Raw genomic sequence first — 22,455 nt, forward strand, 5'->3', positions numbered from 1 at the left:
TCCACGAACGAACGCCACCCGCTACGATCGTCCGGGTGATCCGGCTGCTGACCGGCAGCGAAACACAACGTGAAAAGAAGCGGTGAGGGCGCATGCGGGACGGCCGGTGGGTGACGGTCACCGACTCGGAGTTCCAACACGAGCGCCGCGGCCTGGAAGCGATTCAGGAGAAGCTGCCCAACGCAGATCCGTGGCGGGCGTGGTCCAACTTCACCTTCACTGCCAACACCGGACACGTCCGTGAGGTGGACCTGCTCGTCGTGACGCCCGGCGGGGTGCACCTGATCGAGCTCAAGGACTGGCACGGCTCGATCGAATCCCGTAACGGAACGTGGCTGCAGACCCAGCCCAGTGGACGCCAGGTCGTCCACGGCAATCCCCTCCACCTCGCGAACAAGAAGGCCAAGGAGCTGGCCGGGCTCCTCGCACAGAACGGCCGGCGGGTCTGGGTGTCGGAGGCGGTCTGCTTCACCGACAGCTCGCTCCGGCAGCGCCTCGCGCCCTCCGACCAGCACGGCGTCCACACCGTCGACGAGCTGGTGGCCATGCTCCAGCAGCCGCCCCGCGACGAGCGCCGGCGCATCGACGCCGTCGCCTCCCGCGAGATCAAGGCGGCGCTGGAGCGGGTCGGGATCGCGCGCAGCGGCGCGGAGTACAAGGTCGGCCCGTACCTGCTGAATCGCAAGTCGTTCGACTCCGGCCCGACCTGGGCCGACTATCTGGCCCGACACAGCGAGCTGCCGGAGGCCGCCCGGGTCCGCATCTACCTGCGCGAACGCGGCTCGGACGCCGGCCTGCGCTCGTCCGTCGAGCGTGCTGCGCTGCGCGAGGCCGCGGTGCTTCGCCGTTTCCGGCACCCGGGTGTGGTGCAACTGCGCCAGTACGACTCGTCCGGGCACTCGGCCGGCCCCGCGCTGATCTTCGACTACGACCCGCGGACCCTGCGGCTCGACGAGTACCTGGTGCAGTACGGCGCCAAGCTGGACATCCTCACCAGGATGGCGCTGGTGCGCCAGCTCGCCGAGACGATGCGCTCCGGACACAGCAACCGCATCTACCACCGCACCCTCGCGGCACACGCCATCCACGTCATTCCGCGCGGGCGCGGCCGCACGGCGGGCTCGGACGGGGAGGAAGCAGGCTGGCTCAACCCGAGGCTGCAGATCTCCGACTGGCAGGTCGCCGTACAGCGCTCGTCCGGCGACACGGCGGAAGGCGCCCCACGGCTGGCCCCCACCGCGATGTCCAACGCGGGCGCCCACCTGGCAGAGGCCGCCAACCCCTACCTCGCTCCCGAGCTGACCGCCGTCAATCCCAACCCGGTCCTGCTCGACGTCTACGGGCTCGGGGTGCTCACCTACCTGATCACGACCCTCCAGCCGCCGGCCGCCAGCCAGGCCGAGCTGGTCGCGCAACTGGAAGCGGGCGAAGGCCTGCGCCCCAGCGCCATCGTCGACGGGCTCTCGGAGGACATCGACGAACTGGTCCAGGCGGCGACCGCCTACAAGGCCGAACAGCGACTGTCCTCGGTTGACGAATTCCTGGAGATGCTGGAGTTCGTCGAGGACAGCTTGACCGCCCCGACGCCGGACACGTCAGCCGCACCCGTGGCCGAGAAGGCACCGGACAAGGACCCCCTGGACGCCGTCGCGGGCGACATCCTGGCCGGCCGCTGGGAGGTGCGGCGTCGGCTGGGTACCGGCTCCACCAGCCGGGCCTTCCTCGTCCGGGACCTCCAGGCGGACCCGCAGGCCCGGCGGTCCAAGGCAATGTGCGTGCTCAAGGTCGCCCTCAGCGACAACCGCGCCGAGGTACTCGGGCATGAGGCCGAGGTCATGGGCCGGCTCCGGCCGCACTCCGGGATCATCCGGCTCGTGGAGCCGGAGCCGCTGACCATCGGCCCTCGGACCGTCCTCGCCCTCGAGTACGTCGGCGACGAACGCGAGGACGAGGGCGCGACGCCCGGGACGAGGCCCACCCGTCGGCGCGAGGAGACCGTCGGCCGGCAGCTGCGTGAGCGTGGCCGTCTGCTGGTCGACCAGCTCGAGGCCTACGGCGACTACCTGTTCGGCGCGGTCGACTTCCTCGAGGGCGAGGGCGTCTGGCACCGGGACATCAAGCCGGACAACATCGCCATCCGCATCCGCCCCAACCGGACCCGCGAGCTGGTCCTGATCGACTTCTCGCTCGCCGGCTACCGCGTGCAGGACACCAGTGCCGGCACCGACGGCTACCTCGACCCGTTCATCGGAACGCTCACCCGCTCGGTGTACGACGCCCACGCCGAGCGCTACGCCGTCGCCGCGACCCTGCACGAGATGGCCTCGGGCGAGCTCCCGGTGTGGGGCGGCGGCCGGGTGTCCGCCCGGCAGACCGATTCGGAGAAGGAACCGCATGCGACGATCGCCATCGAGGCGTTCGACCCGGCGGTGCGTGCAGGCCTGACGGCGTTCTTCCGCAAGGCCCTGCACCGGGACGCCTCCCAGCGGTTCCCCGAGCTCAAGCCCATGCGGGACGCCTGGAAGAAGATCTTTCTCGACCTGGACAGTCCCAAGCCGAGCTCGGGTCGGTCCCGTATCGCCGCTGTGGAGCAGGTGCCCGGAGGGCCGGCGGCCGAGGCCGTCGTACCGATGATCGCGGACGCGGAGCCCGAGGACGCTGACCAGAAGCGCAACGAGAAGGCCGCAGTGGCCACCCGCGAGACGGCGATCTCCGCCGCCGGCTTGACCCTCGCCGCCGAATCCTTCGTCTTCGGCCTCAACGTGAACACCGTCGGCGAGTTGCTGGACCTCGCCCGAAGCCGGCTCGTCAATTCGCCGGGCCTCGGCCCCAAGACGCGCAACGAAGTACTCGGCCGGATCAAGGAGTGGCGCCGCCGCCTGGCCGATGAGCCGGCCGGCCCGCTCACCCCGGAGGGCCGCAAGGCCGCCAAGGAAGAACTGACGGAGGTCGAAAAGGCTGCCGTCGACGCGATGGCAACGGGTACCGCGGCGGATGGACTGCCTGCACGAACCCTGCGGACGGTCAGCCTGGACACCCTCGCCACCATCTTCGTGCCGGTGCTCAAGAAGGACGGGTCCAACCGCAACGAGGTCGAGACCGTCAGGCTGCTGCTGCGCCTGCCCAACGAGACGGGGGCTCTGCCGGAGATCGGGGTCTGGCCGAAGCAGAAGGACGTCGCGGCCGGTCTCAAGCTCACCGCAGGGCGGATTCCGCAGATTCTGAAGCCGCAGCGCACCCGCTGGAGCAAGCACGCGGCGGTACAGGCACTGCGCTCCGAGATCCTCGAGTTGCTGCATTCGCTGGGGCGGGTCGCCTCAGCAGCCGAGATCGCGGATGCCCTCGCCGTTCGCCGTGGTACCCGGCTCCAGGGGCGCGGGGATCGCCGGGCCCTCGGGCTCGCCGCGGTACGCGCCGTTCTCGAGGTCGAGCAGCTCGATCCGGCAAGCGCCCAGTTCCGGCACGTCGCCAACCGGGAGGCGGCCGACGAAGGCATGGGCGCCGGTCTACTGGCGCTGGAAGTCGGCGAGCACGACTCCCCCGAAACTCCGTCGGCCCCCGGACTGCTGGACTACGCGCAGCGGCTCGGAAAGGTTGCGGACCGGCTCGCCAAGCTCGACACCCTGCCGACGGCAGCGACGGTGCTGGCCGAACTCGCTGCAGTCGCCCCGCCGAACGGCGTGGTGGAGTGGGACGAACGTCGCATGGTGGACGTGGCCGCGGCAGCCTCCCGCAACGCGGCCGCCACCCCTCGACTAGAGGTCTACCCTCGCGACCTGTCGCTCGTCCGGGCCCTACGACTCACCCAAGCCGGGCTGGTCCGGATCACGCCCGGCGTGCCGGAGGCCCAGCAACCTGGGCTGACCTGGGAGGACATCCACGAGCGCGTCCGCGCCCGGTTCCCCGAACTGCTGGACGGGAATGGCGGGCACACGCTGCCGACCGACGGGCCGCTGACGAAGGCCCTCCGGGAGGCAGGCTTCGACCTGGTGCTCTCGCTGCGTCATGGCACCAAAACCATGCGCTACCTGCCACGGCGGGTCGACGCCGGCTCCAGCTACCTCTCGTCGGGGGCCGGCCGCCGGACCACGCGCATCTCGCTGGTCACTCGGTACGACGACGACCCGCTGCTGGCCGGGGCCATGCAGGCGGAGGAGCGACTGCTCTCGTCCGCACGGCGCGACGGCTTCCGGGCGCTGACCGTGCGCACCGGGCTCGCCCGGGACGCGGCGCGCGAGCTGACCGGGGACGGTGGCGGCAGCAGGTTCGGGGCCGAGGCGGTGTCGGTCGCAGAGCTGTTCATCGACGCCCTGCACGAGCTGGTCGATACTCGGCCCAAGCCGACCTGGGAGACCATCCTTCGTGCCGACGCCGCCCAGCCCGGCACGCCGGCGGCGATGCGGTTCGCCGAGTACGCGCGGACGGCGTGGGGCGCGGTCGAGCCGCGGATCGGCGAGCTGGTGACGGCAGAGGGGCCCGGGCGGCCCGTTCTGCTGGTCGACGGCGGGGTGTTCGCCCGGTACGACGCCATGGCGGTGCTGGACCGGCTGGCCGGGCGGTCGCGGAACGCTGGGCGCGGACTGTGGCTGCTCTGCCCGCAGAGCGACCCAGCGCGTGATCCTCGGCTGGGGACGACGGCGGTGCCGTATCAGGCGGGCCTGGGAGAATGGATCGAGCTTCCGGATTCGTGGGTCAACAACGCCCACCGAGCCGGCGAGAGTGGAGAGGCAACGACGTGATCGACCGCAAGGCCCTGTTGGCAGATCTGATCAAGCAGGTCAAGGCGGTCGAAACCGACCTCGGCAGCCAGGTCAAGGCTGTGGAGGAGGTGCGCGTCAAGCTTCGCGGCGAGTACGACCAGGCGCGGAAGCTGGGGCGTACGGCTGCGACCTGGAACTCGTGGCTAGACGAGCGCGTGACGCAGGTCGCGGTGGCGTGGGTGCTCGGGACCGTGTTCGTGCGGTTCTGCGAGGACAACGAGCTGATCCCGGAGCCGTACCTGGCGGGAGCATCGGACGAGCGGCGCGACCTCGCGCTGGAGCGGTACGCGGCGTATGTCGATGAGGACGCCGACCCTACGTATCGAGGGTGGCTGGAGCGCGCGTTCGCGGAGCTCGGTGCAGGGCAGGCCGGCAAGCTGCTGTTCGACCGGCGCCACAACCCGCTGTTCCAGATCCCGCTCTCGCACGACGGCGCGCGGGCACTGGTCGAGTTCTGGCGCGAGCGGGACGAGACGGGTGTCCTGGTCCACGACTTCACGGACAAGCTGGCCGAGGACGGCACGGAGGGCTGGGACACCCGGTTCCTGGGTGACCTGTACCAGGATCTGTCGGAGGCGGCACGGAAGACGTACGCGCTGCTGCAGACGCCGGAGTTCGTGGAGGAGTTCATCCTCGACCGGACGATGGACCCGGCAGTGCGGGAGTTCGGCTACGACGGCCTGAAGATGATCGATCCAACATGTGGGTCGGGCCACTTCGTGCTGGGCGCGTTCCGACGCCTGGCAAAGCTCTGGGCCGAGGGGCAGCCCGGGCGGGACCGGTACGAGCGCGTGCGGGCTTCGCTCGACTCGGTGCACGGGGTGGATATCAACCCCTTCGCAGTGGCCATCGCCCGCTTCCGTCTGCTAGTAGCTGCGATGGCAGCAGCGCAGGTGCGAACGCTGGCGGAGGCCGGGAAATATGACTGGCCGATCCACCTAGCGGTCGGAGACTCGCTCATCAAGGCGCGGCAGCTCGAACTGACCTTGCTGGGCGAGGAGTCGGGCGACGAACTGGCGGAGTTTGCATACGCGACCGAGGACGTGCATGAGCACCCGGGAATCCTGGAACAGGGCCGCTATCACGTAGTGGTAGGAAATCCGCCGTACATCACGGTCAAGGACACGAAGCTCAATGCGCTGTACCGGAAGCTCTACGATGCCTGTGCAGGCAAGTACGCCTTGTCAGTGCCATTCGCTCAGCGTTTCTTCGAGCTTTCAGTGAGGGGGAAGGCCGACGGCCGAGGGTTCGGAATGGTTGGCCAGATCACCGCGAACTCGTTCATGAAGCGAGAGTTCGGGACAAAACTGATTGAGGACTACTTCGCGTATCAGGTGGAACTAACAGAGGTCGTGGACACCTCCGGGGCATATATCCCTGGACACGGCACACCGACCGTTATCCTCGTTGGACGCCGCCGCTCCATGAGCCGCGCTAAGACAATCCGCACTGTCCGAAGCATTCAGGGCGAGCCAGCTGCACCAGAGGACGCGGCCGACGGACTGGTCTGGCAAGCAATCGTCGAACAGATCGACAAGCCTGGTTCGGCCAGCCGATGGGTGTCAGTGGATGACCTCGATCGTGAACGGTACTTCGGCAAGCAGCCGTGGATCTTGGCGGACGGCGGCCTCGAGATGGTACAGCGACTCGCAGCCTCCTCCGTGGCCACGCTCTCCAACCGGATCGAAAACGCCGGATTTGCGGCGATCACTGGGGATGACGAGTACTTTGTAGTGCCCCGCCCCTCCGCCGGCTGGATCCGCCAGCGCGACATTCCGATGCGCGCCTTCGTAACCGGAGATCAGGTCCGCGACTGGGACTGCCATCTGGCTGCCGATGCCATCTTCCCGTCCGCTGCAACCGGCGATCAGCGAGCCAAACTGGAGGAACGCACGCTGTGGCCTGGCCGTCAGACCTTGCGCAATGGACTGATGTTTGGCACCACAAAGGAACAGCGGGGGCTTCCTTGGTCAAATTATGCATTTCACAACGATGCACGACTAAACACTTCCTTCATCCTTACATTTCCGTTTGTTGCAACTCACAATCACTTCGCACTCGGGCGAGGAGGGAAGGTATTCAATCGGCATGCGCCAGTGATCAAACTTCCCAAAGAGGCAGGAGAGGACCAGCATCTGCAACTTCTCGGGCTACTTAACAGCTCCACTGCAGGATTTTGGCTGAAGATGGTGAGCCACAGCAAAGGAACGGAGGGGCACCAGTCAGGTATTAAGACAGAACTCTGGGAACAATTCTACGAATTCACTGGAACCAAGCTTCAGCAGTTCCCACTTCCCCCTACCTGCCCCACCTCCCTTGCTACTGCGGTCGACACCCTATCCCAGCAGCTCGCTGCTACCAGCCCTGCCGCGCTAACCGTCGCCGACGCGCCTACACCCACCGCCGCCTCGCTCCGCGACGCGAAAGCCAAATGGACGCATATTCGCGCGCAAATGATAGCCCTCCAAGAAGAGCTGGACTGGCAGGTTTACGCACTCTATAATCTGCACCCTGAGGACCATCGCGCACCCGAGAGCGACATCCCCCCACTCGCGCTTGGCGAGCGCGCATTCGAGATCGTTCTTGCGCGCCGAGCAGAAAATGGCGAAGCCACTGATGAGTGGTTCAAGCGGCACGATTCCACACCTATCACCGACTTTCCCTCTCATTGGTCTGACACCTATAGATCAATTGTCCAAAAGCGTGTCGAGGCCATCGAAACCTCCCGCGCTATCGGTATGATCGAGCGACCTGAGTACAAGCGCCGTTGGGCAACCGACGGTTGGGACGCGCTCCAGGTACGGGCCTTGCGCGCCTGGCTGCTTGACCGCATCGAGAACCGCGAGCACTGGTTCCAGGACAACCAGCCCACCCTCCTCACCCGCGCCCAGCTGACGGACACGCTCTCCCACGACAAGGACTTCGTCTCCGTCGCCGAGATCTATGCTCCTCGCAAGGAGCTCGGCAGCGTAATCGCCGATCTCCTCGCCAATGAGCTCGTGCCATTCCTCCCTCCGCTGCGCTACAAGCCTGCTGGGCTCAAGAAGCGTGCCGACTGGGAGCACGTGTGGGGCCTCCAGCGCCAGGAGGATGCCGCGCCGGACGAGCTGGCGAAGCGGAAGATCCGGGATTCAATCCCCGTGCCACCGAAGTACACTTCGGCCGACTTCCTGAAGCCGTCCTACTGGCGGGCTCGGGGCAAGCTCGATGTGCCCAAGGAGCGGTTCATCTCCTACTCGACGACCACCTCCGGCACCCCAGACCTCTTTGGCTGGGCTGGCTGGGACCACCGCGAGCAGGCGCAGGCACTCACGACGTACTTCACGAACAACAACTTCACCCGCGAGGAGTTGACCCCTTACCTCGCGGGGCTGTTGGAGCTCCAGCCCTGGCTGAGCCAGTGGCACGGTGAGTTCGACGCAATGTACGGCGGCTCCCCCGCTGACTTCTTCGCCGGCTATCGCGCTCAGATCCAGGGTGAGCATGGTCTGACCGACGACGACCTGCGGGCCTGGCGTCCGGCGCCTGCCCGCCGTGGTCGCGCCGCCAAGAGCTGACGCTTCAGCCACGCAGCACGCAAGAGCCTCCGGCCAGAGATCCGGCCGGAGGCTCTTGCGCAGCAGGACCAACTCAGCAGTCGACGGAGAACTCCCCAGTCTTGACCCCGGCAACGAACGCCGACCATGCCCCAGCCGGAAAGACCAGCATCGGCCCTTGCGGCTCCTTGGAGTCACGGACTGGCATCAGACCGGGCACACCGCCAGCCACCTCGACACACTCGTTGTCAGGCCCGCTGTACGTGCTCTTCCTCCACACGGCAGCCGACAGATCCACGGCCACAGCATCAGACGTCGAGCTCATATGCCGTTCTCCTTGATCGAGTTGATCAATTCCAGGGATTCCATCGGGGACAGCGCCTTCGTACGGACGTCGTCCCACAGGTCCACGTACACCTCGACCTCGGGTGCTCGCTCCAGCCACATCGAGCCGGACGGGTTGTCCACCAGGACCACATCCAGCGCACTGACCGACGGGAACCCGAGGATCACATATGGCCCAGCCATGCTCGCGTGCGCACCAGTGCGAAAGGGAACGACTTGCACCGTCACATTGGGCATCGCCGCCGCCGTAGCAAGGTGCGCCAGTTGGTCACGCATGACGGAAGGGCCACCGACCTGCTGGCGAAGTGCGCCCTCCGCCAACACAGCCCAGATGGAGAGCGGCTCGTCCTCGGTCAGGCGGTTCTGGCGAGTGAGGCGAACCGAGACGAACTGCTCGATCTCCTCCGGCTGCTTCCATCGCCGACTGGCAACCGACAATGCCCGCGCGTAGTCGCGGGTTTGAAGCAGCGCCGGGATGGTCTGGCTCTGGAACGTACGCACCGATGAGGCGACTGCCTCAAGCGCGATGAAGTCCCGGTAAGTGTCGGCGAGAACATCGCCGTACTCGTTCCACCAACCGCTCCTGCGCCGCTTGTTCGCTGTGCGCGCCAGTTCGGTCAGTCGTTCCGTAGTCGCCGCGTCACCAGTGCCGTAGAGGCGAAGCATCGCGACGAGATCCGGCGCGCGAACAGGGGATCGACCGTTCTCGATCCGAGAGATCTTGCCCTTGGTGCAGTCCAGCTCGGCCGCTACGTCGGCGGTCGTCAGGCCGGCCCGTTCGCGCATTGTGCGCAGCTCATCGCCGAGCTGACGACCAAGCACCGTCGATGGGGCATTGGGCGCCTTCTCCCCTTCCATACGACCTCCCTTGAGTGACAGTCAGTCTGCTCTCCAACTGGCAATCCGAGCAACAAAGATCATCAGTCATCGTTTCCTCACGCAACGTTGCATACGATCATGAAACGAGTGCATGCTACTTGGCGTAGCCAGTCGTACGACACAACGTGATCATGGCGGCTCGTCACCGGGCACTCCCATGCCTCCTTGCGGCCGTCGCCAGGGCTGTCAACCGCCTGGATCACGTCGAAACCATCCACGCTCCGGAGGGGACATCGCCATGCCCGCTGCCCTGAAGATCCCGCCCACCGCCGCCGACGAGTACTCGTGCTGGCTGTCGCGCCACCCGAAGTCCGGGAGCACCGCTCGCCGACTGCTCCGGGAGTTCCTCGCCCTCCACGCCTCCGGCGAGCGCTACCTCGACGCCGCCGAGTCCGTCCTCACCGAGCTGGTCAACAACGCCGTGCAGCACTCCCGTACGGCGCCCGGCCGCCTCCTCCTGATCCGGTTCGAGCAGAAGCCCGACCACCTTCGCCTCGAGGTGCACGACGCCGGCCACACCCGCCCCGCCCTCCGAGCCGCCTCCCTGGACGACGAGAACGGCCGCGGACTCCGGCTGGTCGAGGAGCTGTCGATCGCCTGGGGCTGGTGCCCGCGTGAGGGCGGAATCGGCAAGGTCGTCTGGGCCACCGTCGCACCCGGAGGGCGGGACCCCCGATGAGCGCCGGCGACCGACCCTGCGGCCAGTGCTGCCCGCTGCGCGATCACCCAGCGCTCCACGAAAGCGGGGCCCAACCCGTGGTGGTCGAGGGCTTCTGCGCCCCTGCGACCTTCCCCCGGCTCCCGGAGGCCCTGGCCGCCCTCTGGCGCTCCCTTCAGCTCCTCCCGTTGGGCGAGGCTCAGGCTGCCACCTTGGGGTACGCCCTCTCCCGTCCCGGCGCAGTCAGCTTCGCCGCCGAGTCGATCAGGCGTGGCGGCAGGTTCGACTTCTCCTTCCGAATGAACGGCCGGCTGCACTCCACACACATCCGCCCCGCCGAACCGCCGCCCGCCCAGGAATAGCCCGTCCATGTCGGCACCACGGCGAGGAAGTGCAGTTGCCCACAGGCGACCAAGCCACCTCGCCGCCCGGCGCCACCAGCCCCGCCACCCAGCCCGACCTGGTAGCACTGCGTCGTGCCGCCGTCATACCATGGCTGATCGTCGCCGGCGCAACCGCCGAGGACCTTCCGCCGCTCCCCACCGCCCCCGTGCGGCTGCGAACGGCCGGCAGAGCCCCACGCCGGCGACGCACCGCAGGACGACGACGATGACGACGGAACGGACGAAAGCAGACCATGGCCTCGACACCGGCCCAGCCGCCCCTCCTCCGCGATGTCATCGACATCAAGCCGTCCATCTCCACCTCCGACTTCGTCCTGAAGCTCGCCGAGGCGGTCACCGACGAGGGCGCCGCCGCCGCTCTCAAGGACTACGTCCTCACCGACCGCCTCCTCGAGAACTTCGACGAGGCCCTCGGCCTGATCAAGGCCGCCCTCGACGGTCACACCTCCAAGGCCGCCTACCTCCACGGCTCCTTCGGTTCCGGTAAGTCGCACTTCATGGCCGTCCTGCACGCCCTCCTCCGAGGCAACCAGGCGGCACTCTCCCGCACCGAGTTCGACCCCACCCTGGCCAAGCACGAGTGGCTGAGCGCCGAGCGCAAGAAATTCCTGCTCGTGCCGTACCACATGCTCGGCGCGAAGTCCCTGGAGCAGCGCGTCCTCGGCGGCTACGTCTCCCACGTCAAGGCGCTCCACCCGGATGCACCGACCCCGCAGGTCTACCGCACGGACGCGCTCTTCGAAGACGTCCAGCGCCTGCGCGCCAAGGTCGGCGACGAGCAGTTCATCGCGGGCCTGGCCGGCGACAACGGCGCCGACATCGACGAGGACGACGACTGGGGCGAGGGCTTCGCCTGGACGCCGGCCCTGCTCGATTCCGCGCTCACAGCAGAGCAGCAAGACATCTCGGACGACTCCGAGAAGAAGATGAACCTTGTCAGCCCGACCACCCCCGCCGAGCTGCGCGCGAAGCTCGTCCACGAGGCCATCGCGGGCTGGTTCCCCGGGTTCGCACAGAACGCGAAGGAGGACGAGTTCGGCTTCATCTCCCTCGACGCCGGCCTCTCCGTCATCGCCGCCCACGCGAAGTCGCTCGGCTACGACGGCCTGATCCTCTTCATGGACGAGCTGATCCTCTGGCTCGCCAACCGCATCCACGACCAGAAGTTCGTCTCCCGCGAGGCCGACAAGATCACCAACTTCGTGGAGGGCGCCGACTCCCGCCGCGCCATCCCCATCGTGTCCTTCATCGCCCGCCAGCGCGACCTGCGCGAGCTGGTCGGCGAGGAGGTGTCCGGCGCGGGCGAGACCGCCATCCAGGACAGCCTGAACCTCGCCTCCGGCCGGTTCGACAAGATCACCCTGGAGGACCGCAACCTCCCCCAGATCGCCCACGCCCGCCTGCTCACGCCGAAGGATGACGAGGCCCGCGAGAAGCTAGACGCAGCCTTCGCCAAGGCCAAGCGCACCGGCGGTCACCAGGTCTGGGACGTGCTGCTCGGCTCAGAGGAGGGCACCACCGGGGCGGACGAAGCGTCCTTCCGCCTCACCTACCCCTTCTCCCCCGCCTTCATGGACACCCTCGTCCACATCTCCTCGGCTCTCCAGCGCTCCCGTACCGGTCTGAAGCTGATGGGCCAACTCCTCGCCGATCACCGCAACGACGCCCGGCTCGAGCAGTTGATCCCGCTCGGTGACCTCTACCCGGTGATCGCCGACGGCGGCGACAAGCCGTTCGTCGACAGCCTGAAGGCCGAGTTCCAGGCCGCTGACAAGCTCTACCGCACCAAGCTCCGCCCGTATCTCCTCGACACCAGCGAGGTCACCGAGGAGGACATCGAGCGATACCGCAACCACCCGGACACCATCACCGATGCCCAACTCGCCCAGCGCTGCCGCAACTTCACCGGCGACAACCGGCTGATCTGCACCCTGCTGCTGTCCGCCCTCGCACCCAGCGTGCCCGCCCTGCGCGATCTGACGATCCGCCGGCTCGGTGCGCTCAACCACGGCTCGGTCGTCTCGCCGATTCCTGGCGCCGAGGTGGGCGTGATCAAGTCGAAGGTCGCCGACTGGGCCTCCCGGTTCGCCGAGATCAAGGAGACCGGTACCCAGGTCAACCCGGGTGTCCGGCTCGAACTCGCCGGCGTGGACGTCGACTCCGTCATCGCCAACGCCAACGTCAACGACAACCCGGGCAACCGCCGCGTCCTCGCCCGCCGTCTCCTCGCCGAGGAGCTGGGCGTAGAGACCCACGACGGCCGTCTCGACGCCGACGAGCTGAAGTTCGTCTGGCGCGGCTCCAACCGCTCGGTGGAGGTCGTCTTCGGCAACGTCGCCGACCGCGACACCATGCCCGACCACGAGTTCAGCCCCAGCTACGAGAACAACTGGCGCTTCGTCATCGATCTACCCTTCGACGAGAGCGAGTACGGGCCGGTCGACGACGCCAACCGGATCCGCGAGCTGCGCGTGCAGGCCGGCGAGAACCGTCCGCGAACCGTCGCCTGGCTCCCCACCCACCTGTCGACCGCGCGCTTCCAGGACTTCCGCCGCCTGGTCACCATCGACTACGCCCTCAGCGACCAGCGCCGCTTCGACACCCAGTACGCCGGGCACCTGAACGCCGACAACCGGGCCCGCGCCAAGGCGCTCCTGGAAGGCCAGCGCGAGTCGCTGACCAAGACCGTCAAGGCCGCTCTCAAGCAGGCGTACGGGCTGTCCGAGAAGAAGAGCTCCGACGTCGAACTCGGCTTCGACGACCACTTCGAGCCGCTCCCGGACGTCCCCGATCTGCGCCCGGGCATCGGCCAGTCGCTGCACGACGCCGCCCGGCACGTGGCCGGCAAGCTGCTCGCCCACCAGTACCCCGCTCACCCCCTCTTCGACCGCGAGGCCCCCGGCACCGTCGTCAAGCCAGCCGATGCCAAGATCGTCTTCGCCCACATCCGGGCGGCCGGCGAGGCCAGCGACCGGCGCGTCGAGATCCCGGCCAAGGACCGTCCGATCATGAAGCGGGTCGCCGGTGAACTCGGCCTCGGGCAGCAGAAGGAGGCGTACTTCGAGCTCTCCACCCGCTGGCCCGACCACTTCCGCCGGGAAGCCAAGACGGAGGGCGTCACCGGCGACCTGACCGTGGTACGCCTCACCGACTGGCTGGATCGGCCCGAGCCGATGGGCCTGGACCCGTTCCTGGCCAACCTGGTCATCGCCTCGTTCGCCGAACTCGACGACCGGGTCTGGGTGCGCGGCGGCGGCCTGCTCGACCCCGCGCCCGAGCCGTCCGCAATCAAGTCGGGGGACGCACTGCGCACCCAGCCGCTGCCCGACGAGGCGAGCTGGGAGGAGGCCGGCCACCGTTTCCAGCACATCCTCGGCACCAAGCCGCCGACCCTGCGCCGCAGCCGGATCGCTAGCCGCTTCGCCGCCGACATCGTGGCCGCCGCACGCACGTACCAGCCGCACGCCACCAGCCTCGTCCAGCAGCTCGACAAGCGCGCCACGCTGCTCGGCCTGGACGACACGGACGGCACGGGCCGGCTCGCCCTGGCCCGGCGCTCGCTCGACCTGCTCGACGCGATCATCGCCGCCGACAAGGGCCCGGCGGCCACTTCGGGTGCCGCCAAGCAGGTCATCGGTGCTTTCGCCGCCTTCGACCTGGGTGCCGTGTCGGCCGAGCGTTACGGCAGGTCGATTAAGCAGGCCGAGGCCGTCGCCTCAGCGCTGGCCGGCGCCGCCTGGGACATGCTCAAGCTCGCGCCCAACTACGGGCCCGCCGGCCAGGCCGTCCTGGAGGAACTGCGCGGAATCGCCCGGGAGGTCACGACCGACCTTCCGCAGGCCCTGAAGGACGCCCGGCGCGCCATCGTCGAGGTCATCGACCGCAGCCAGGCCGCTGTCACTCCCCCGCCGCCCGTCGCTCCGGTGACCCCGCCGGAGCCCGCTCCCGGGGCCGACGATACCGACCTCAACACCCGCACCAGCGACCCGCGCGTGCCCACCGAACCCACCGCCCGCCGTCCCGTCCGCCGCTCCGGCGGTGGCCGGACCACCGCGGCCCGTGCCATCGCCGAGCTGCGTGCCGACCTGGAGGAGCTGGCTGCCAGGGAGCCGAACGCCACCGTCGAGATCAGCTGGAAGGTGGTCGAATGAGCACTCCGGTCACCACCAGCGCGGTCCGGCTGAACCCGGGCACCGTCACCCAGTACCTGGCCTCACAGCGGGGGCTCGCCAGCGGCCGGCGCAAGGCCGTCCTGCTGCGCGCCGCCCCCGAGTGGGACGGTGCTGCCGAACTCGGCTGGGGTGAACGGCGTCAGGCCCGGGTCGCGGCCGCGCCCTCTCCGCTCGCCGTCTACGAGCTGGTCCTGGCCCACCTTGCCCCCGGTGCATCGGGCCCGGAGGTCCTGGTCGTGCTGACCGACCGGGAGGAGTCGGAGCTGGGCCCGGACCTGCTGGCCCGGGTGCACCGGGAGCGGGTCAACGCCGTCGACACCTGGGACGTGGTCCGGCAGGCCTTCGGCGCGGCCAGCGCCGACAACCGGCTCCTCAAGGACAACTGGGCCGCCGAGTCGCTGCTCGACGCCACCCCGCCGGCCGGCTGGCCTCAGCTGGGCGGCGGAGTGCTGGCCCGTCCCGGCGCCCTCGCTTCCCTCGCACTGCGGCGGCTCGGCATCGGCCGCTTCGACCCCGACCGGGCGGAGCAGTCGGGATCGGCCGGCTCCGGTCTGGATGTGCCCGCTCTGCTGCGCTGGTCGCTGACGCCCGGCGGGCCGGACCGCTTCCTCGCCCTGCGCGCGCCCGAGCGGGCCGGGCTGGCCTCGTTCCTGGCCGAGGAGGACCAGGCCGGCCTGACCGGCAAGGCCCTGCTGGCTCTGGTCGCCGCCGAACACGGCCCGGACGCGGTCGCGTTCGGCCTGGTCTGCGCGGCCCTGTGGGTGCACGCGGACGCGGCCTCGGCGACGGCCGACGACTACCGGGCGCGCGGACGTGCCGAGCGGTGGTTCGGTGAGGAGCCGCCGGCCCATGGCGAGGCTCTGGACGCGCTGGCGACGGCCTTCGGGCGCAGCTGTGAGGAGTTCGTCTCCGTCCTCCTGCTGATCGGCCGACCGGGGTCCGAGGACGACGAGGCGGCCGACGCCCGGAAGGTGACCGGGGCCGTCCTGAACCGGGCGGAGTCGCTGGTCGATCAGTTCGGTGCACGCCTCGCGGCCGAGGCGAGCCCGGTTCTGGCGGCGGGCCTCGAGGCCCGGTTCGCCGCGGTCGGCAGGGCCCTCGATGCCGGCGACCTGTCGAAGGTCGCGGAGACGGTGCTGGCGGTGAGCGAGCACCGTCTCGCCCTGGGCCAGGCCTCCCGGGCCAGGGCCGAGCGGGCGCGGATGGCGCAGCGGCTCGCGCAGTGGCTGGCCACCGATCCGTCGACCGAGGTCCCGCACGTGGCGGCCGGAGTCAACCGCCACGCCAACCAGACCGGCTGGGTCGACCTGGCGCTGGAACACATCGAGGCCGGCGGGGACGCCGACGAGGTGCTGGCGTCCTCCTACGACCGGCTCTGTTCCTCGGTCCGAGCCAAACGGCGGGAGATCGACCGCAACTTCGTGCAGGCTCTGGCCACGTGGACGGCAGCGGGGGCGGACCCAAAGAGCCCCATGCTCACGGTGGAGACCTTCCTGCAGAAGGTCGTCGCTCCCGTGGTGAAGGCCGGCGAGCGCCGCGTGCTGCTCGTGGTCGTCGACGGGATGAGCGCCGCCATAGCTTCCGAGCTCGGTACGGAACTGCGCGAGCAGTGGGCCGAGTACGATCCGATGCCCCGGGCCACCGGGAGCGCGGCCTCCTCGGATATGCCGCGTTCCCCGGAGCGCCGCGCGGTCGCCGCCGCCCTGCCGACCGTGACGGCCGTGTCCCGGACCTCCCTCTTTGCCGCGCGCCTCATGACGGGCACGCAGGCCGACGAGAAGCGCATCGTCCCCACCCACCGGTTCTGGGGCAGTGAGAAGGTGGCGGTCTTCCACAAGGACGACCTCCGTAGCGAGACCGGTGGCGCGGTCTTCGGCCCCGAGCTCTCCGAAGCACTGGCCGGCGACACTCACGTAGCGGTCGTGCTGAACACCGTCGACGACCGGCTCGCCAAGGAGCAGAAGCACGGCGACGGCTCCTGGCTGCTGTCCCAGATAGGGGGTCTGCAGGATCTCCTGCGGGTCGCCGCCGCCCAGGGGCGTGCGGTCGTCATCACCAGCGACCATGGACACGTCGTCGACCGCGGTGGGGTCAAGGTGGATCGGGAGACTCCGCTGTCCGCCCGGCACCGTGCCCCCGGTGGGTCCCTCGGGGACACCGAGATCACCCTCGTAGGGCCGCGCGTCGTCTCCCCGCAGACCGGCAACGAGATCGTCGCGCTGTGGGACGCCGACTCCCGCTACACGGCCCTCAAGGCGGGGTATCACGGTGGAGCTTCGCTGGCGGAGGTCGCCATCCCGGTGCTCGCCCTCCTTCCGTTCGGGGCCGCTCCGCCCAAGGGCTGGCGCGAACTCGGCAGCCCCGAGCCCACCTGGTGGGCTCTCACCCCCGGTGTCCCCCCGCCGGAGCCGGTCCCGGTGGTCGTCCCGAAGAAGCCCGCCAAGGCGACTCGACCGCCCAAGCCGGCGGCACCGGGCCACGAGGCTCTCTTCGAGGTCACGATCGAGCCTGCCGCGGAGGACGCCGACGCGCTGCTGACGCCCACGCTGGTCTCTCCCCAGGACGCCCTGGTCTCCAGGCTGCTGGGCTCGCAGACCTTCCAGGACCAGGTGGATCTCCTTGCGCGCAAACCCGATCTGGTCAAGGTCGAGAAGGCTCTGCGGGCGCTGTTGGACGCGGGCGGCACGCTGCCCGTGACTGCCCTGGCCCAGCGGATCGGCGAGCTCGCCGTCCGTGCCGACGGTTTCGCCGCCGTGCTGCGGCAGTTGCTCAACTACGACAGCATCCAGGTGCTGGAGACCCTCCCGGACGGGCGTACCCTGCGGCTCGACACGGATCTTCTGCGCATTCAGTTCGACCTGCGCTGAACCGGCACCGGGACCCGATCGGTCCCGGTGCCCGGACAGCAGTGATCACACCCACCTGGTGGATGGGAGACTTTGCGCGTGAGTGCCGAAGGAACCTCCCGATCCGTGACCGTCAGTGCAGCCCGCCGCCGCGACGTCATCGACGCGTTGCGCCGCGGTGCGGTGCCCGAGAACGGGCTCGATCTGCTCGCCACGGGGCTGGGACGGTTCGAATCCGCGCTCGATGCGGAGTTGGACGCCGTCGTCTCCGGCTCGTCGGTCTTCAAGGCCGTCCGGGGCGAGTACGGGTCGGGCAAGACGTTCTTCACCCGGTGGCTCGGCGAGCGCGCCAAGCGCCGGAACTTCGCCGTCGCCGAGATCCAGGTCTCGGAGACCGAGACGCCGCTGCACAAGCTGGAGACCGTGTACCGGCGGCTGACGGAACGGCTCGGCACCTCGAGCTTCCCGCCGAGCGCGCTGCGGCCGGTGGTGGACGCCTGGTTCTACGCCCTCGAGGAGGATGCCCTCGCCGCGGGCTGTTCCGAGGAGCAACTCCCCGAGGAGGTGGAGCGGCTGCTCGCCGCCCGGCTCAGCGAGGTGTCCCGGCACGCCCCGTCGTTCGCGGCCGCTCTGCGCGGCTACCGGGCCGCCCTCACGGCGGGCGACGAGACCACTGCTGCGGCGGTCCTCGCATGGCTCGGCGGGCAGCCGAACGTCGCCGCCGCGGCCCGACGATCCGCCGGCGTGCGCGGTGATCTGGACCACTTCGGAGCCCTCGGGTTCGTCCAGGGGTTGCTCACCGTGCTCCGGGATTCCGGGCACGCGGGGCTCTTCCTCGTCCTCGACGAGGTCGAGACGCTCCAGCGGGTCCGCTCCGACGCCCGTGACAAGGCGCTCAACGCGCTGCGCCAACTGATCGACGAGGTGCACTCGGGCCGCTTCCCCGGCCTCTACCTGGTGATCACCGGTACGCCGGCCTTCTACGACGGTCAGCAGGGGGTGCAGCGTCTCGCCCCGCTCGCCCAGCGCCTCGCCACCGATTTCACCACCGACCCGAGGTTCGACAACCCCCGCGCCGTCCAGCTCCGTCTTCCCGGATTCACCCGGGACTCGCTCATCGGCCTCGGGGTGACGATCCGTGATCTCTACGCCGATGGTGCGGGATCCGCCGACCGGATCAAGACGCTCGCGGACGACCGCTACATCGCCGACCTGGCCGACGCGGTCGGCGGCGCGCTGGGCGGCAAGGTGGGTGTCGCTCCTAGGCTCTTCCTGAAGAAGCTGGTGGGTGATGTTCTGGATCGGATCGACCAGTTCGACGACTTCGATCCGCGGCAGCACTACCGGCTGACCGTCTCCCCCCAGGAACTCACTGCCACGGAGCGGAACCTGGCCGCCGCCGGATCGGCGGACGACATCGACCTGGATCTGTGATGACCAGTTCCGAGCAACGCGAGCCGAACGGCGAGGACCCGGCGAACCCGCTCGACCGCCTCGACCCGGTGGTCCTGCACCACATCGTGAACACCCTGGGCTGGCCCGACCTCCGTCCGCTGCAACGCGCCGCGATCGCGCCGCTCATGGACGGCCACGACGCCGTCCTGCTCGCGCCGACCGCCGGCGGCAAGACCGAGGCAGCCTGCTTCCCCATGCTGTCCGCGATGGCCGAGCACCGCTGGACCGGCATCTCGGTGCTCTACCTGTGCCCGCTCAAGGCGTTGCTCAACAACCTGGTCACCCGTGTCGATTCGTACGCCCAGTGGCTCGGCAGACGGGCCGCACTGTGGCACGGCGACACCACGGAGTCACAGCGGAAACGGATCCGAACCGATCCGCCCGATGTCCTCCTCACCACTCCCGAGTCGCTCGAGGCCATGCTCATCGGGATCAAGACCGACCATGCCCAGCTCCTCTCCTCCATTCGCGCAGTCGTCGTGGACGAGGTGCACGCCTTCGCGGGGGACGATCGTGGCTGGCACCTCCTCGCCGTTCTGGAGCGGCTCGAACGCGTCACCGGCCGTCCGATCCAGCGCATCGGCCTGTCGGCGACGGTGGGTAACCCGCAGCAACTGCTGACCTGGTTGCAGGGCTCGGGCGCGAACTCCCGCACGGGACAGGTCGTCGCCCCCGATCTCACCGCCGCCTCCACCGGTGCCTCGCCGCCCGGCGAGGTGGAACTCGACTACGTCGGCTCGCTGGAGAACGCGGCGAAGCTGATCGCATCACTGCACCGCGGCGAGAAGCGCCTCGTCTTCTGCGACTCCCGCCGGCAGGTCGAGCAGCTCGGTGCCGCCCTGCGGGCTCGTGAGGTCACCACCTTCCTCTCTCACGCCTCCCTGTCCGCCGAGGAACGAGCCCGCTCCGAGCAGGCCTTCGCCGAGGCCCGCGACTGCGTGATCGTATCCACCTCCACGCTTGAACTCGGCATCGACGTGGGGGACTTGGATCGCGTCATCCAGATCGACGCACCTCGCACGGTCGCCTCCTTCCTCCAGCGGATCGGCCGCACCGGCCGACGGGCCGGCAGTGTGCGCAACTGCCTGTTCCTGGCCACCGAGGAAGAGACCTTGCTTCAGGCCGCGGGCCTGCTGCTGCTGTGGGGACGCGGCTGGGTCGAGGCCGTCACACCGCCGCCCGAGCCCCGACACCTGGTCGCCCAGCAGATCCTCGCCGTGACCCTGCAGGAGCACAGTCTGGGCAACCTTCTGTGGAGCTCGGAATGGAACGGCCTGGCGCCCTTCGACCGCTCCGGTGAACCGATCCTGCGGCACCTGGTGGGCGAAGGCTTCCTCGACGACGACAATGGGCTCCTCTTCATCGGTCCCGAGGCGGAACAGCGCTTCGGCCGCCGCCACTTCATCGAGCTGACCGCGTCCTTCACAGCGCCGCCCCAGTTCACCGTGTTGTCGGGACGCACCGAGATCGGGCAGACCGATCCCACCGTTCTCACCGAGGAGCGGCCTGGGCCCCGCCGGCTTCTCCTCGGCGGGCGGAGCTGGCAGGTGACCTTCATCGACTGGTCCAGGCGTCGGGCCTTCGTCGAGCCTGCCGACGGTGGCGGCATCGCCAAGTGGTCCGGCACCGGCATCGCTGGCCTGTCGTACGAACTGACCCGGTCCATGCGCGACGTTCTACTGGGCGCCGATCCACCGGTCTCGCTCACCCGGCGGGCACAAGCCCGCCTCCGGCAACTGCGTGAGGACGAGGCCCCCGACAGCGTGCACCCCGCCGGGACACTGATCACGCGCTCCGGCAACGACGTACGGTGGTGGACGTGGGCCGGCTACCGGGCCAACGTCACGCTCGCCGCCACCTTGTCGTCCGTTGCAGACCCGGTTCAGCGCCCTACGGACTGCTACGTGCGGCTTCGCGAGGACTTGACGGCCCCGATGTGGCAAAGCGCTCGTACCGGTGCCGGCGACCTCCTCGTCTTCCCGGACGTCGACCGGCGCGCTGTCAAAGGGCTGAAATTCTCCACCGCACTGCCCGAACGACTCGCAATGGCTACGGTCGCCGCGCGCCTGGCCGACTTTCCGGGTGCTTCTGCAGCGCTCTCCGAACCTGTACGACTGCACGTCATCCAGCCCTGAAGTACGTCATCACAGCTCCACCTTTGACCGATCAACTCAGAAGCCATTGTCGGATTTTCCTACTATTCTCTCGGCATGAGCCTTGCCGATCTGACGCATGCAGGAACACGTCCGGCCACCCGACCGGGCCTCCTCTCCGAGGCCGCAGAGGAAGCAGTCCATGCTTCCGAGAGGCCACAGCTGATCCTCCAGCCTCGAGGCACCAGGGACGGAGGCCCGCAGCATTTCGCCAAGTCCGTGCGCGCAGGCATCCGAGTCTCTGATCTGCAGAACTCGGTCGGCTCAGAAGCTGACGTGCTCGCCGGCCTGTACCCGGAAGGGATTGCCCGCTTGTGGGGCTCAACGCCGACGTCACAGGCCAACAACGAGAAGGTCCGGGCTCTGCGTGACCGGCGGGTCGGCGACCACGTCTTCTTCTATACGGGGAACTGCTTCATCGCACGTGCGAAGGTCGTTCAGCTCCTCACCAGCTCGGCCATAGCCCACGCCGTCTGGGGAAGCGACAAGGAGGGCAGTACGTGGTCACACATCATGGCACTCGATGAATTCGAGGAATTCGCCCAACCGATCCCTGCTCTGGACATACTGGCCGAGCTCCAGGTTCCGCGTCCGCTGCGCATGCTCACGCTCCGATCGGCCGATGAATATGCACACGTTGCCCACCAACTGACAGCCGCCGGCTGTCAGTCGCAGCTGCCCCAAGGGTCCGCGCGGCCTTCGCCATCCCGCACCGCTCGGATGACGAAGGCAGAGTTGCTCACCCGATTCGAAACGCTCAGGACTCATCGCAACACCGCCAGCGGGCAACCGAGCCGACACCAGCCACTCACGCTGCTCTGGGCGATCGCCCGGATTGCTGCAGGTGAGTCACGGTTGGCGCCTTGGACGACGTTCCAATCCGAGGTCGGTCCGCTGCTGTCCGAGTACGGACTGCCCAGCTCCAAGGTCACACCCGAGTATCCGTTCTGGCACCTTCGGGGAAGCGGCCTCTGGGAGGTCCGCGGGCTCGACGAAGAGGCGAGTTCAATGCCCTCGGTCAAGGTTCTCAATGACAGCCAGCCAGAGGCCGGCCTGTCTGCGGAGGTCGCCGAGCTCCTACAGGGGCCCCTCACCCGGCTCGAGGCGATGCTGCTCCTGCGGAACCGCTACCTCCAGGACATCGACCTGCAGTCGCTGCTCGACCGTCTGGGAATGACCGGGTACACCACGGCCGACGGTCTCGCGGACTCCTCGGAGGGCGAGCGCACGACGACGGCCCCTGCCCC

Annotated in this window: 9 protein-coding genes and 1 pseudogene; 8 read left to right on the forward strand and 2 right to left on the reverse strand. The window is 68.8% G+C overall.

Going from position 1 to position 22,455, the window contains the following annotated elements:
* Window positions 1-92 precede the first annotated feature (92 nt).
* Together pglW and pglX are read left to right on the forward strand one after the other, a co-directional pair.
* Entirely contained in the window at window positions 93-4,739 is a 4,647-nt protein-coding gene (gene pglW, locus ACIQOV_RS00210; protein WP_401043138.1) for a BREX system serine/threonine kinase PglW, read from the forward strand.
* On the forward strand, window positions 4,736-8,317 hold the full coding sequence (gene pglX, locus ACIQOV_RS00215; protein WP_401043140.1) for a BREX-2 system adenine-specific DNA-methyltransferase PglX: 3,582 nt from the start codon (window positions 4,736-4,738) through the stop codon (window positions 8,315-8,317). Before pglW ends, pglX begins: the two co-directional genes overlap by 4 nt.
* 73 nt (window positions 8,318-8,390) lie before the next feature.
* Here the strand turns inward: pglX and ACIQOV_RS00220 are convergent, their stop codons facing one another.
* Both ACIQOV_RS00220 and ACIQOV_RS00225 read right to left on the reverse strand, forming a co-directional pair.
* Complete coding sequence (locus ACIQOV_RS00220) at window positions 8,391-8,621, reverse strand: DUF397 domain-containing protein (RefSeq protein WP_401043142.1); 231 nt, start codon at window positions 8,619-8,621, stop codon at window positions 8,391-8,393.
* A complete protein-coding gene (locus ACIQOV_RS00225; protein ID WP_401043144.1) occupies window positions 8,618-9,499 on the reverse strand; it encodes a helix-turn-helix domain-containing protein in 882 nt (293 codons plus the stop codon). Before ACIQOV_RS00225 ends, ACIQOV_RS00220 begins: the two co-directional genes overlap by 4 nt.
* A gap of 259 nt (window positions 9,500-9,758) precedes the next feature.
* Between ACIQOV_RS00225 and ACIQOV_RS00230 the strand changes: the two genes are divergently transcribed.
* The 6 genes and pseudogenes from ACIQOV_RS00230 to ACIQOV_RS00255 all read left to right on the forward strand — a co-directional run.
* On the forward strand, window positions 9,759-10,199 hold the full coding sequence (locus tag ACIQOV_RS00230) for an ATP-binding protein (protein ID WP_401043146.1): 441 nt from the start codon (window positions 9,759-9,761) through the stop codon (window positions 10,197-10,199).
* A 616-nt stretch (window positions 10,200-10,815) separates the two neighbouring features.
* Entirely contained in the window at window positions 10,816-14,733 is a 3,918-nt protein-coding gene (locus tag ACIQOV_RS00235) for a phage resistance protein (protein WP_401043148.1), read from the forward strand.
* On the forward strand, window positions 14,730-17,621 hold the full coding sequence (gene pglZ / locus ACIQOV_RS00240; protein WP_401043150.1) for a BREX-2 system phosphatase PglZ: 2,892 nt from the start codon (window positions 14,730-14,732) through the stop codon (window positions 17,619-17,621). The genes ACIQOV_RS00235 and pglZ overlap by 4 nt, the downstream gene beginning before the upstream one ends.
* Window positions 17,622-17,726: 105 nt before the next feature.
* Complete coding sequence (gene brxD / locus ACIQOV_RS00245; protein ID WP_401043152.1) at window positions 17,727-19,034, forward strand: BREX system ATP-binding protein BrxD; 1,308 nt, start codon at window positions 17,727-17,729, stop codon at window positions 19,032-19,034.
* Window positions 19,034-21,190: a DEAD/DEAH box helicase gene (locus ACIQOV_RS00250; protein WP_401043153.1), complete on the forward strand. Its 2,157-nt coding sequence runs from the start codon at window positions 19,034-19,036 to the stop codon at window positions 21,188-21,190. The genes brxD and ACIQOV_RS00250 overlap by 1 nt, the downstream gene beginning before the upstream one ends.
* Before the next feature lie 75 nt (window positions 21,191-21,265).
* Window positions 21,266-22,455, forward strand: a pseudogene (locus tag ACIQOV_RS00255) (hypothetical protein); the annotation flags it as partial.

Origin of the sequence: Kitasatospora sp. NPDC091257, assembly GCF_044757675.1 — a bacterium.
Taxonomy (GTDB): Bacteria; Actinomycetota; Actinomycetes; order Streptomycetales; family Streptomycetaceae; genus Kitasatospora; species Kitasatospora lactacystinica.